Source organism: Pseudomonas sp. NFX98 (assembly GCF_047784845.1).
In the GTDB taxonomy this organism is placed as follows: Bacteria; Pseudomonadota; Gammaproteobacteria; order Pseudomonadales; family Pseudomonadaceae; genus Aquipseudomonas.
In genome coordinates, this window is record NZ_JBLNNF010000010.1 from 151,437 (window position 1) to 164,019 (window position 12,583).

A 12,583-nucleotide genomic window follows, 5' to 3' on the forward strand; every position below is an offset into this window, starting at 1 on the left:
ACCCGTTTTACATTCGTTTCACCCTGACGCCCGATGCATTGCATCGGGCGTTTTGTTTTATAGGGCGGCTGAAGTTTCTATGCGCTCCTCACATAGGATTAATGCAGATACATCACTGTTCTTTCAAATGTCCGGGGCACATTCTTAGGTGAAACAGCAACACCAACTCACCTCGTTCTTACAAAAGAGAGCCATTAAATGAGTGTGTTTACCCACGTTACCGTCGGCACCAATGACTTGAGCAAAGCCCGCAACTTCTACGACAACGTACTGGGCGAAATTGGCCATAAACGTCTGGCGGATCTCGGCGAAAACGGTTCTATCTGGGGCGAGGACGCACCGGCCTTCTTCGTTCTGAAACCGGCTGACGGGGCACCCGCCAGCGTTGGCAATGGTGTGACCGTCAGTTTCGAGGCGCCGACGCGTGCCGCCATCGACGCTTTTCACGCCGCAGCGTTGGCCGCTGGCGGTACGTGTGAAGGTCTGCCCGGGCCGCGTGGCTGGGCACCGAACGCCTATGCCGCATATGCCCGCGATCTGGACGGCAACAAACTGGCCGCCTATTGCTTCAACGCGGATTAAGGCTGTCAGGAGGCCAGCCTTGAACGGGCCGGCCTCATCAACTTCTTGCTCACAAAATTCCCAAGTAACGCCAATACATTTTCAGTCTTCGGGATCTGAAAAATACGTCGTACCCGCGTTTTCATAAAATAATAACAATCAAAGCCTTGAGGCCTTTAATGAAGAAGCGCTCACTGTTTGGCCTGTTCGTTTTTTCAATGTCCGCAAGTTCACTGCAAGCGCAGGCTGACGAAAACCAGGAAGGTTTTGTCGAGGGTGGGGCCGCGACGATCCTTGCACGCAACATGTATTTCAATCGCAATTCACTGTCCGACTATCCGGATTCAATCGGGTGGGGGCAGGGTTTCCTGATGGACTACAAGTCCGGCTTCACCCAAGGCGAAATCGGTTTCGGCATCGATGTAAGTGCCTATACCGCTTACAAGCTGGATGGTGGGCGCGGCACCGTGGGCACGGGCATGTTTCCCGCCGATGGCGATGGGGAAAGATCGGAATCGTCTACCGCCAATGCCTCGGTGAAGATGAAATGGTCGAATACGATTCTCAAATATGGCGACCTGCGTCCCTACAATCCGGTCTTCGCAACGCCTGACTTGCGCCTGATGCCGATGACCACAAGAGGCATTCAGTTGTTAAGTGATGACATTGACAAAGTCAGCATTGATGTCGGGCACTTCTATTCATCCAGGGGCTACACAAGCACCGGTCACGATGGTGGTTTCATGGCCGGGTACGCCGGGGTAGACGCCGGCAACGTGGACTACGCCGGTTTGACGTATCAGCCTGTGGATGAGGGCAGCGTCGCATTTTATGCCTCGCGTGCAGAGGATCTATGGCGCCAGTACTACGTGAATGCGAATTACAGTTTCGCGCTCACGGAGGATCAATCGCTGAGTTTCGACTTCAATCTGTATCGCTCACTCGATGAAGGGAATGCCAATGCTGGTTCGATAAACGTCACGGCCTGGTCGTTGGCGCCCTCATACGGAATCGGTCCACACACCTTCACGCTGTCTTATCAAAAAATCCATGGCAGCCAGCCGTTTGATTACCTGATGGCATCAGATGGCACTTACATGGACTCCATCTACCTGGCCAACTCTTCGCAATATGGCGACTTCAACGGGCCGGGTGAGCAGTCGGTAGGCCTCGGTTATGCGTATGACTTTGGCAGTACAGGCTACTTACATACAACGCTCAGTTTTCGTTATGTCTACGGGTTCGATATCGATAATGAAAAAGTCGATCCGGAAGGCCTGTACGCCTACTTCGCCCATTCGGACAAACAGATCGAGCGAGACATCGACCTGAAGACCGTCGTGGAAAGCGGCGCCCTGAAGAACCTGTCGGTACGCGTGCGCTATGCCGACCAATCATTTACCGGGGACAGCGTTAAGCAACTTCGAATAATTACCGAATACCCGTTCGATCTTTTTTGATGTGCACATCCCAATCCAATAAAAACAAGAGGTTTCACATGAAGAACTTTCCGGTCAAGTGCATCGCCTTGGCGGTCACACTTTCTTGCATGGCGTTGTCCGCGCACGCCGATACGGTGTATGTCCATGCGGGACGTCTGGTGGATGTCGAGAAAGGCAAGGTGCTGAGCGATCAACGCATCAAGATCGAGGGTGAACGCATCGTTGCCGTGGAACCGTGGAGTGCGCCGCCGGCCGACAGCAAAGTGATTGATTGGTCATCAAAGACCGTGTTGCCGGGGTTGATCGACATGCACACGCATATCTCCGATTGGGACATGACCAACAACGTGGCGGAACCGCTCCTGCATTCGCCGCAAGACGTCGCGCTGATGGGCGCCAAACATGCCTATCAAACTTTGCGCGCGGGTTTTACCACGGTGCACGACCTGGGCACCTATCGAGCGTTCACCGACGTCGCGCTGCGTGATGCGATCAACGAAAACCGCGTGCTGGGACCGCGGATGAACGTCGTGGGTGCGTACATCACCGTTGCCGGCGGTGGCGGCGAGGTGACGGGATTTGCGCCGGGTGTGGAGATTCCGGCCGATATGCGCGTGGGTGTTTACCGCGATGCCAATGACGCCAAACTCAAGACCCGCTACCTGTTCCAGCACGGCGTAGACACCATCAAGATGATGGGCACCGGCTCGGTACTGGCCGAAGGCACCGAACCCGGCCAAATGGAAATGACCGAAGAAGAAATGCGCGCCGTCGTCCAGGAAGCCAAGGTTCATAAAAGCTATGCCACGGTCCACGCACATGGTGCAGAAGGGATCAAAGCCGCCATTCGCGCAGGTGTCAGGTCCGTTGAGCATGCGTCGCTTCTGGACGATGAAGGCATCAAGATGGCGAAGGACAACGGCACCTATTTGGTGATGGATATCTACAACGGCGACTACATCGATGAAGTCGGCCGCAAGGAAAACTGGCCCGAAAGTTACTTGCGCAAGAACACCGAAACCACCGACGTACAGCGCCAGGCGTTTCGCAAAGCGGTCAAGGCCGGGGTGAAAATTGCCTATGGCACCGACGCTGGGGTTTATCCGATTGGCACCAACGCAAAACAGTTCGCGTACATGGTGAAGTACGGCATGACGCCCATGCAGGCGATTCAATCCGCGACCGTCGTGGCGGCTGACCTGCTCAATTGGCAGGCGGACGTAGGCGCCGTGAGTGCGGGTCGCTTCGCCGATTTGATCGCCGTCGACGGTGATCCGATTGCTGACATTTCAGTGCTTGAAACCCTTCCCGTGGTGATGAAGGGCGGGGCAATCGTGCCGGCGGATGTGTTGCCGGGTCTGTAAAAAACAGGTCGGTTGTGGCGGAAGACCGGGCTCAAGCCCGGACTTCCGTCAAAACTCTATTTGAAGGTAATCGCCCACGTGATAAAGGCTGCGATCCCGGTCGTGCAAGTCAGCGCAGTAAGAAAAAGAATGTCGATCAACTTTTCCAGGAAATGATTGCGGGCCATCTTTCTGGTGCGCAACGACCAGTACGAAAGCATGGTCGTGATCAAATACAGGATGGCGTTCACCGCAAGAAAGTCATCGCCCATCGAGTCTGCACTTCTCAACGTTGAAACGACCTGAAAGATCCCGATCACCGTAATGCACACGCCCACCATCGCGGCTGACGCGGTAAACACATGAACACAGATGTCTTCATCGAGGCTGATGAGGTCTTTTTTATCGTTCATGTCCGGTCACCGTTGTTTGTGAAGTGCAATTATTGGGCGCTGGCATCGCTTTCATGCTCCTCTGCAAAGGCCATGAACACCTGCAGGTCGAGCGCATCCAGATTGATCCGGGCGATGAAGGCAGAGAAGGCCAGGTTGGCGGCGAGCAGGCGCAGGTCAGAGGCCCAGGCGGGAACGTAAGTCGGGCCCTGGAGCCAGCCGGATTCGAACAGTGGCGCCAGGCGTACCGTGTCACCCAGGCTGAGGCGCCCGGCAAACAAATGGCCGACCAGGTCCGGCCGGTTATCTCGGATCGCAATGCGCAACAAGGTATGCACGCCGAGCAATCCGGTCAGGTAAGCGGCATCCTTGGTAAACGCCGATCCGCCCCGCAGATCGGCACCCCGGAACACCCGTTGGGTCGAGCGGAAGGACTCTTCTTGCGACTGTCCGCCCGCCAGAAAACCTTCGAACACCTGGATGAAGTCGGCGCCATCCAGGGCTTGCTGGACCGCCAGCACACGCAAGGCGAGGCGCCGCAGCCGGTTGATGTCCATGCTGCCGGTGAACAACTCGGCCAGCGTGGCAATGCCTTCCTGAGTCTGGGTTGTACGGGGCGCTCCCAAACCGAGACTTTTGAGGTTGGGTTGCAGCGCACCGTTCTGTGCAGTGGCGACATGCACGAAAGCCTCATGCTGCAACAACTGATTCTTGTCCAGTTCCGAGAACAACGCGCTGGCCCGCAGGCGGATACGACTCGCTCCGGCGATGGCTTTGGCGGCGAGGGTCGAATCGAGTATCACCGTGATCCGCCCCGCGCCGAAGAACCGGTCCAGTTCCGGTCGTATCCAGTCGGCGAAGGCTTCGGCCGGAATATCGGCCTGGGTCGGAGGAATCTGCGCACCACCCAGCAGGGCGTCGGTGATCTTGAGAAAGAAATGCGCCGCGTCCAGCATGCTCAGTTTCTGGTTGGTGTAATAGAAGTCCGGGCGCCGGTACAACGCGGATGAATATTGAGTAAACGCAGGCGTACCAATGGCCCCCGAGCATGCGTCCGGCGGTGGCATAGCTGCGAGCGGTCATGGCCAGATAGTTACTGGCCGGATGGCCCGGATCGCAGCGCTCGACAAAGTCCTCCAGGGCGGCGATATCGGCACTGTGGTCGCGGGAGCGAAGCTCGACTTTTGGCAACTCCGCACGCCCACCGCGCCATTTCGCCAGGAAGTCTTCCTCGATGCCATCCGGCCAGGACAAGGCATCCAGCACGCGGATCTTGCGGGTCAAACCGGGCAGGGCGGCATCGAGTTCGGACAGCGAGGCGCTCATGGAAAGCTCCTTGGTGGACAAGGTTCAATCGCAAGAGCTTAGACGTCGCCAAGCGGACCTGCTTCAGGTCACTCGAGCTGATCCGCTTTAGCCATTCAGCAAAACAGCGATTTTTTTACGCAGATCCCCGTGGGTTTCCTCTGAGTAAGCGATTGCAGTTTTCCAGTCGTAAAACCAGACGGGCATCTTGCGATTTTGCTCAGGCTCGGAGGCATAGCGGGGAAAGATGTGGCAGTGCAGTTCCGGCTCAGTATTGCCCAGAATTTCATAGTTCATGCGCAGGGCGCCGGTCGCTTGTAAAACCGCGTCGCCGATCCGGGCCATGTCGAGCAGGTAGGTGGCTCGGGCCTCGGCATCCAGATCGTTCAGGCTGGCAACGACCGGGTCGGGCAGCAACAGGCAGTAACCCGGCAGGAATTGCACATCACCCATTACCGCCCAACCGGAGGGCATTCGGCAGATGACTTTGTCGTTGGCGCCGTTGCGGGCCAGTTCTACGCGTTGTGAGATGAGTGGCATTCATTTTCCTTAATGATGGTGTGGGGTGCTTTTTGTGGTCATGACTGGTAGAGAACGACCAAGAGCTGATGGTGGCGACAGGCAGAAATCGGCCATTAGCTGCCACTCAACGCGACTCGATAACTCGCCCTCGACCGTGCATCATCATGCTCGCCACGATCCGGACCTAGCATCGAAGTTAAATAATTGCACAGATTTGCCCATCCATTTGCATTCGGCGTGACCAATCATTTGCATCGGATTTGACCAGCGAGGCTGGTGGACATGTCCGGCGGAAGTCGATAAAGGGCTAAGCTTGGCCCAGCCCCGGTAAAATCCGCAAGGTTGCGGTCTTCTGCGCCTTAGTTTTTCTCGGCACTGACCTGGCCGGTATACTTGGGCAGATTAATTTCCACGTCAGCTTTCTGTTGCAAGCCTAGTTCCATAAGGCGGCCGATATGGTGTTGGGCGGCAGGGCGTCGAACAGAGTTGAGAAAAGCGGGCCATTCCTTCCCGATGTCTTCGTTTGAAGGGAGGGAAGCTAAATTCACCAGTTCCTTGATCTCGCCCAGAGATTGCTTGTCGAAAGTGGCGATGCGGCGGGCCAGAGCATCGACGAAGCCGTTCAGCTCGTTTTCGGGAAAGCTGCGGTTTACGTAACCATAACGCTCGGCCAGTTTGCCATCGATGTCGTTACCGCTTAGCAGGACCTCTAATGCACGGCCTCGGCCGATAAGGCGTGGCAGGCGCGCCATTGGGCCTCCGCCTGGGACAAAGCCGGCGCCAATTTCAAATTGGGACAGCACTGCCTTGTCGCTGGCAAAACGCATATCGCTGGCCAGGGCCAGTTCGCTGCCCACGCCGGAGGCGCGGCCGTTGATCATCGCGATGGAAACCACTGGGGACTTACTCAGGCGTACCAACATGTCCGGAAGGGGCGGCAGGCCGGTCTTCCCGTTGGGCATTTCCAGGGTCCGCTCCAGGGGCTCCGCGAAGTCGTAGTGGGTCAGGAAAAAACCAGGCACCTTGCTTTCAAAAACCACCACCTTGAGGTTGGGGTCGCTTTCGATGGCGCTAATCACCTTCTCGAACTGAAAGGTAGAATCCGGGCCATATATGTTGAAAGGCGGATTGTTGATCTGTACTCGCCAGTATTCGGGGCTGACCTTATCAATGAGAAACTGGTTGGGGGAGGAACTGGCGGATTTGGGGGGGCTGGCAGTGTCGGCGGCAAGGGCCTGACCAGCCATGGTGGTGCCGCCCAGCAGCATAGTGAAGGCGAGAGTGGCGCTTACGATACGTCGTGATTTCATAATGGTGGAACTCCAATTTTATGGAATGAACAACGATGAATTGACCTGAATTTTGCTCAGGACCACGAGCACCAGTTGATGCTCGAATTAGCAGTACCGTTTTGGATGGGGTCACTATATTTATGATTATCATGAAGATAAACGGACGATTTTAAATATCAGTTAATACATGGTGTAACTAATAAGCTGAAGCTTGAGAAGGGATGGGCTATCAAATCCGAAGTGGCGATTGGGGGAATTGCCTAAGCGCAGCTGTTCTGCTCAGTGCTGCTGCCGCAATTCATAGAAAGCTGCCTATGATGTGTGTGTCTACGAGTGTAGTGCGGTTCACGGAGCTTGCTCGACAGGCCGCATTTGGTCTTCAAAGCGAGGCGGCTATGCAGTGCATATGAACGGAGACCAAGAGGGAAAGTGCTCTGGTGCACGCCTTTGGATGGGCCATGCTCGTCTGTACCAATGCTCGCGGTTTAGGGCATTAAGCCGAGATAGTTAACGTACGAAACGCCCGGTTTTACTGCCCCTGCATACCTAAATAGACCCGCCCAAAAAAGCGGTGCAATTCTGTATGAGCGGCAGTTGCTTTGGTTGTTAAGGGCAGCAGCGTCCAACTTGCGCTCGCCGTGATCGGCAAAGAGCGGCACAAAGCATTCCTTGGTAAGCGTCCGCTTAGGGTCGATTTCTGCCTATCGCGACCGGCAGTGATCGACCCAATGCTGTCTATCGAATGTCAAAAGCCAACCAAAAATTGCGTATTGGTAACAGTTGCCTACGCTTTCCAATTGCTTTCCCGAGCAATGGGGCTTTTCCTGTTGGATGGGAGTTTTGACTTTGATTAGCCAGCGGCGCTGCTGGATCAATGTTGAGTCTGAGTTTTTGCACGGAGCGATTTTCGATGAATGTACTGGCACCCACTGCTTTCCTGTTGAGCTTACTGGCAACGAGTATTCATGTTGCGCAGGCCAACGAAAAAACGCCCCTACTCAGCCTGGACGCGGCCCGAAAACTTGAGTCGTCGCTGGTCAACGAAAAGAACGTTGCTGTAACCCAAGAAAACTTCGCTTTCGCCGTGCTTGATGAATCCATGCAGAATGAAGTGAAGCTCGGAGCGACCAACAAATTTTACAATCACCGTAAACCGATGGAGCTCGATAAGCAGCCAGCCGTATTAATGAATCGCGATACTCTGTATTCATTCGCCATTATTGATGCGTCGCACGGTGCCACCATCCATGTACCCAAAGGCGACGGACGTTACACCTCGGTTCACCTCATGCAGCATGATCATGTCACAGACAACGTCTATTACGGCGGCGGTGAATACGTTATCGATCCCAAGACCGTCACCAACTTCGTCGTGGTCAATATCCGTACTCAAGTGAATCCGAATGACCCTGCAGATGTTGCCAAGGCCAATGCCATCCAAGATGAGTACAAGGTTAGTTTTCCGTCCGGTTACACACCGAAAGCCTTCAAGGCTATTGATTGGAATCAGGAGCAGCTCAAGCAAATCAAAGCGCATTACGTGAAGCTTGCCGATACCCGTGGCGTAAGCAAAACCATGGGGGCTCGCGGCGCTATCTCTCAAGATGACATCAATGTGGGGGCTGCCGTGGCTACCGGACTATTGCCCGACCAGCACGCCTGGTACTCCTTCAAATCATACAAGGTCAAGAAAGACACCTGCTACGCCGCGACTTATCCAGTACCGGGCATGACCAATCCACAGTTAGGCTTCTATTCCATGACGATGTACGGCGACGATCTGTATTTGCACACAGAGGAAGGCTCCAGTCTTTCGAACCACGAGATCGTGCCCGACAAGGATGCAAAGACGTTCACCCTGCACTTTGGCAATCCACAAAGCTGCGGTAAGGATGCTCAAAATTTGCTGATCGCACCGACAGACAACTGGACGTTGGCGTTCCGGGTGTACATGCCCGACAAGTCCGTTCAGAACAACGAGTACAAATTGCCTGAACCTAAACCTGTCACTCATTGATCATTGAGCCAAGGGTGACGAAGTATGAGGAATTACAAGCTTTGCTGGAGCATGGGGACGGCACTGCTCGTCACTCTTTGGTTCTTGCCAGGTGTTCAAGCTGAGGACTCAGCGGAGCTGGCCAAGAAAGCGCTCAACCCGGTCGCGGCCATGTACAGCCTGCCGGTGCAGTACAACTGGGATCAAAAAATGGGGCCAACCGGTGACGGCATGCACAGCGTCACCAATATTCAACCTGTGCTGCCGTTCACCCTCAATGATGACTGGAACGTGATTTCCCGAACGATCCTCCCAGTCATTGATCAGCACGGCCTGGCGCCGAACGGGGCGGCGGACAAGTCCGGTGTCGGCGATATCACTCAGAGCTTTTTCTTCTCTCCCAAGCAACCCACGGACAGTGGCTGGATACTCGGGGGCGGTCCGGCAATTTTAATTCCCACGGGCAGTGATGAACTGCTGGGCAGCGAGCAGTGGGGGATCGGCCCGACAGCAGTCGCCCTGAAACAGGAAAATGGCTGGACTCACGGTATTCTGGCCAATCACATCTGGGGGCTGGATGGTAGTCCGCCGGATGACAAGGAGAAGGTCAACCAGACCTTCCTGCAACCCTTCCTTTCCTACACCACCAGCACTCTGACCACGTGGGGTGTGAACACTGAATCGACCTACAACTGGCAATCACGCGAATGGTCGGTACCGGTCAATCTGACCGTTACGCAACTGCTGAAAATCGGCGGCCAGCCATTGACGGTCCAAGCGGGACCGCGTTACTGGCTCGACAGTCCTGACGATGGTCCACAAGGCTGGGGTTTTCGTTTTGCCGTGACCCTGTTATTTCCGCGCTGAGCCAACTCGCTCAAGCGTCTGCTTTTGGCCTATTCCGCCTGTAACCAAAGCCTACGCCTGCTTATTCAACATCGCCACACAGCGCGTGTTTAAAAGCGCCGAAGGAAACTTCATGCAAGCTACAAGACCTTGCGCCATTGCCTACGCGTACGCCAGAATCCGCCGGCTTGTGCGCCTTGAGGGCCATCGGTAACTTGGTTCGCGTCACTGCCCATCAGTGATCGGGTTTAGTAGCCCGGAGAAACAACAACGGTTGCACAAGCGTCTTTTGGTCAGGTGTCCCACCTGCCCTTAATGGTAGCTGTGCGCATGGCGTCCTCGGACGCGCCGGTTTGTTGCTTTCCCGGTCTACTAACTTGCGCACAGCTGCCACCCTTCGTTTAGTAGCGAAATGGTTGCGGCCTTACCAAGTGAGTAAAGCAACTATGTTCAAAGTCACTCCAAACCCGCCGGCAACCGATCCGGCATCCCCGTACGAACCCGACTCCAAAAAACTCAACGAAGCCGCCGAACGCGCCCTCGACTTTCACTTCCCCTCAACCGCCGACATCAAAGCCACACCGCGCACCGTCAGCACCCTCTTCACCGTCGACCCTGAGGTGACGCTCGAAACCCTGGCCGTTTATTTAGTCGAGACCCTGGCCTCAGTCGATGTGATGGTCCATCAGTTGGTCGATCACCTCGACGGGGAATCGCGCAATGCGCTGCTGGGGATTTCCAACAGCGTGATGCTGGCGGAGATCACGGCGAATCGGGTGCTGGATCAGATCGATCCGCCCGAGTAGCCGAGCAGTGAATTGCACAGCGGCCCGACAATGAGGCCGCTGCGCATCGTCATCCACTTCAAATCAGAGCTGCTACGCTTGTAACGACTTCGGTAACCCGTTTGTTTCCGCGTGCCCAGGCGAGTCGGTTTCATTGGGCGAGGGAGTGGACATGACCCCGCGTAAAAGCAAGCCTGCCAAGGCTAAGACCCGCAAGTTCGCCGTCGCCATCGAGGAAGCGGTCTTTCGTTCGCGCAAGGAGCGCATGAGTGCGGGTGAGCGATTACGCGAGAGCGTGCCGCACTCGCTGCACGCCACCTGGAAACCGCCGCGTAAACACCGCGACCCGATTGATCTGCTGGAAGAGTCCAACCGCTATCGGCTGCCCAATCTCGTGCCCGTGCGCTACGGCCGTATGTTGCGCAGCCCCTTCACTTTTTTGCGCGGTTCGGCGGGATTGATGGCCCATGACCTGGCCAAGACGCCAACCACAGGGATCGAGGTGCAGGCCTGCGGCGACTGTCACCTGTTGAATTTCGGGTTGTTCGCCACGCCCGAGCGCAATCTGATTTTTGACATCAATGACTTCGACGAAACCCTGCCCGCGCCTTGGGAATGGGATGTAAAACGCCTGGCGATCAGTTTTGTGGTGGCGGCGCGGGACAACCGGATCAGCGACAAAGCGGCAGCGGCCACCGCCATGGAATGCGTGCGTGCTTACCGCGAACGCCTGCGCAAGTTGTCCAAGTTGAGCCCGCTGGAGGTCTGGTATGAACGCCTGGATGCCCAGACAATCATCGACATGGCGCCCAACGCCGAAGTCAAAAAATTTCGCGAGCAAGTGATGGCCAAGGCCCGGCTGCGAGTCGGCGATTACCTCTATCCCAAGATCAGCAGCGAAGTGGCGGGGCGTCGCCGATTGATCGACCAGCCACCGATTCTTTATCACGTGGATGAACAGAACTTTGTGCAGCGCGCCCGTGAGGCGCTGCAGGATTATCGACTGTCGTTACCCCATGAACGGCGTGTGCTGTTTGATCGTTATCGTCTTGAGGACATTGCGGTCAAAGCGGTCGGGATCGGCAGTGTCGGGACCTATTGTTTTGTCGGTCTGTTCTTCTCTGCGGAAAACCATCCGTTGCTTCTGCAATTCAAAGAGGCTTGTCCTTCGGTGCTGGCGCCTTACGCGGGCAAGAGCGAATTCGATAATCAGGGACAGCGCGTGGTCACCGGGCAACGGTTGATGCAGTCCTCAAGCGACATTTTTCTGGGCTGGACACGCGGCCAGAATGGCCGGCACTTTTTTGTTCGCCAGTTGCGCGACATGAAAATGTCGGCACCCATCGAAGGCATTACGGCGGCGCGCTTGAAGCGCTACGCCGAATGGTGCGGCCAGACGTTGGCCCGTGCCCATGCCAAGTCCGGGGATGCGGCGCTCATCAGCGGTTATCTGGGGAAAACGGATTCGTTCGACCAGGCCATCGGCAAGTTTGCCGTGGCCTATGCCGATCAGAATGCCAAGGACTATGCAGCGCTGCTGGCCGCGGAGAGGTCCGGGCGGATCACAGCGCTGATGGAAGAAGAATGAGGAACGCTTAGCGGCCGTGAGCCGCGTTTGCCAGTTGACTGGTATCGACCCGGACAAACACCGAGTCGCCGACCGCCGTCAGCACGTCCCCGGCGAACACCTCGCAGATGACGCGGGTCTTGCGCCCGACTTCGCCTTCGACTTTCGCCCGCAGGATCAACGGAACACCCATGGGCGTCGGTTTGATGAACTTGATGCCAAGGTTGCCGGTGACGCAGTTGATGCGCGGCAGACTGGTGACTTCGCGGTTTTCCGCCCGGTAGTGATAGGCCATGGCCGCCCAGTTGGAATGGCAGTCGACCAGCATCGCGATCAAGCCGCCGTAGACCAGATCCGGCCAGCCGCAGTACATGGGATCGGGCACGTGCTCGGCGACGACGTGCACGCCGTCTTCATGCCAATGGCTCTTGATGTGCAGCCCGTGGGGATTGCTGCTGCCGCAGCCGTAGCAAACGCCGTCGGGGGCGGCGGTGTCTTGCAGGGAGGTTTGGAGGTTGGACATGTCTTGATG

General features: G+C 56.1%; 11 protein-coding genes and 1 pseudogene. 7 read left to right on the top strand and 5 right to left on the bottom strand.

Going from position 1 to position 12,583, the window contains the following annotated elements; genetic code table 11:
* The first annotated feature begins 198 nt into the window (after window positions 1–198).
* The 3 genes from ACM110_RS15510 (at window position 199) to ACM110_RS15520 (ending at window position 3,367) form a co-directional block, all read left to right on the top strand.
* Window positions 199–582 (top strand): VOC family protein, encoded by a 384-nt coding sequence (locus ACM110_RS15510; RefSeq protein ID WP_416128462.1) that lies wholly within the window; start codon window positions 199–201, stop codon window positions 580–582.
* Between the two features lie 158 nt (window positions 583–740).
* The gene (locus ACM110_RS15515) at window positions 741–2,021 is read left to right on the top strand and encodes an OprD family outer membrane porin (RefSeq protein ID WP_416128463.1); all 1,281 of its coding nucleotides are present in this window, start codon (window positions 741–743) and stop codon (window positions 2,019–2,021) included.
* Between the two features lie 38 nt (window positions 2,022–2,059).
* Complete coding sequence (locus ACM110_RS15520) at window positions 2,060–3,367, top strand: amidohydrolase family protein (RefSeq protein WP_416128464.1); 1,308 nt, start codon at window positions 2,060–2,062, stop codon at window positions 3,365–3,367.
* Between the two features lie 56 nt (window positions 3,368–3,423).
* On the opposite strand, the gene ACM110_RS15525 is transcribed toward ACM110_RS15520, so the two are convergent.
* The 4 genes and pseudogenes from ACM110_RS15525 to ACM110_RS15540 form a co-directional block, all read right to left on the bottom strand.
* Window positions 3,424–3,759 (bottom strand): hypothetical protein, encoded by a 336-nt coding sequence (locus ACM110_RS15525; protein WP_416128465.1) that lies wholly within the window; start codon window positions 3,757–3,759, stop codon window positions 3,424–3,426.
* 29 nt (window positions 3,760–3,788) lie between these two features.
* Window positions 3,789–5,064: pseudogene (locus tag ACM110_RS15530) on the bottom strand (flavohemoglobin expression-modulating QEGLA motif protein).
* A gap of 87 nt (window positions 5,065–5,151) precedes the next feature.
* Entirely contained in the window at window positions 5,152–5,583 is a 432-nt protein-coding gene (locus ACM110_RS15535) for an HIT family protein (protein WP_416128466.1), read from the bottom strand.
* Window positions 5,584–5,924: 341 nt separating this feature from the next.
* Window positions 5,925–6,875 carry an enoyl-CoA hydratase/isomerase family protein gene (locus ACM110_RS15540; protein ID WP_416128467.1) on the bottom strand — a complete coding sequence of 317 codons (951 nt, stop codon included), beginning with the start codon at window positions 6,873–6,875 and terminating at the stop codon, window positions 5,925–5,927.
* Window positions 6,876–7,767: 892 nt separating this feature from the next.
* On the opposite strand from ACM110_RS15540, the gene ACM110_RS15545 reads away from it, so the two are divergent.
* The 4 genes from ACM110_RS15545 to ACM110_RS15560 all read left to right on the top strand — a co-directional run bounded on the left by ACM110_RS15545 (window position 7,768) and on the right by ACM110_RS15560 (window position 12,072).
* Entirely contained in the window at window positions 7,768–8,874 is a 1,107-nt protein-coding gene (locus ACM110_RS15545; RefSeq protein WP_416128468.1) for a DUF1254 domain-containing protein, read from the top strand.
* A gap of 51 nt (window positions 8,875–8,925) precedes the next feature.
* Complete coding sequence (locus ACM110_RS15550; RefSeq protein WP_416128525.1) at window positions 8,926–9,720, top strand: transporter; 795 nt, start codon at window positions 8,926–8,928, stop codon at window positions 9,718–9,720.
* 425 nt (window positions 9,721–10,145) lie between these two features.
* Window positions 10,146–10,505: a DUF6124 family protein gene (locus ACM110_RS15555; protein ID WP_416128526.1), complete on the top strand. Its 360-nt coding sequence runs from the start codon at window positions 10,146–10,148 to the stop codon at window positions 10,503–10,505.
* A 394-nt stretch (window positions 10,506–10,899) separates the two neighbouring features.
* The gene (locus ACM110_RS15560; protein WP_338586494.1) at window positions 10,900–12,072 is read left to right on the top strand and encodes a DUF2252 domain-containing protein; all 1,173 of its coding nucleotides are present in this window, start codon (window positions 10,900–10,902) and stop codon (window positions 12,070–12,072) included.
* A gap of 7 nt (window positions 12,073–12,079) precedes the next feature.
* On the opposite strand, the gene ACM110_RS15565 is transcribed toward ACM110_RS15560, so the two are convergent.
* Entirely contained in the window at window positions 12,080–12,574 is a 495-nt protein-coding gene (locus ACM110_RS15565; RefSeq protein ID WP_416128469.1) for a PaaI family thioesterase, read from the bottom strand.
* Window positions 12,575–12,583 lie beyond the last annotated feature (9 nt).

Coding starts and splice junctions, on each gene's coding strand:
- ACM110_RS15540 (WP_416128467.1), bottom strand. CDS start 6,875: ATGAAATCACGACGTATCGTAAGCGCCACTCTCGCCTTCACTATGCTG.
- ACM110_RS15535 (WP_416128466.1), bottom strand. CDS start 5,583: ATGCCACTCATCTCACAACGCGTAGAACTGGCCCGCAACGGCGCCAAC.
- ACM110_RS15545 (WP_416128468.1), top strand. CDS start 7,768: ATGAATGTACTGGCACCCACTGCTTTCCTGTTGAGCTTACTGGCAACG.
- ACM110_RS15525 (WP_416128465.1), bottom strand. CDS start 3,759: ATGAACGATAAAAAAGACCTCATCAGCCTCGATGAAGACATCTGTGTT.
- ACM110_RS15555 (WP_416128526.1), top strand. CDS start 10,146: ATGTTCAAAGTCACTCCAAACCCGCCGGCAACCGATCCGGCATCCCCG.
- ACM110_RS15565 (WP_416128469.1), bottom strand. CDS start 12,574: ATGTCCAACCTCCAAACCTCCCTGCAAGACACCGCCGCCCCCGACGGC.
- ACM110_RS15510 (WP_416128462.1), top strand. CDS start 199: ATGAGTGTGTTTACCCACGTTACCGTCGGCACCAATGACTTGAGCAAA.
- ACM110_RS15520 (WP_416128464.1), top strand. CDS start 2,060: ATGAAGAACTTTCCGGTCAAGTGCATCGCCTTGGCGGTCACACTTTCT.
- ACM110_RS15515 (WP_416128463.1), top strand. CDS start 741: ATGAAGAAGCGCTCACTGTTTGGCCTGTTCGTTTTTTCAATGTCCGCA.
- ACM110_RS15560 (WP_338586494.1), top strand. CDS start 10,900: ATGTTGCGCAGCCCCTTCACTTTTTTGCGCGGTTCGGCGGGATTGATG.
- ACM110_RS15550 (WP_416128525.1), top strand. CDS start 8,926: ATGGGGACGGCACTGCTCGTCACTCTTTGGTTCTTGCCAGGTGTTCAA.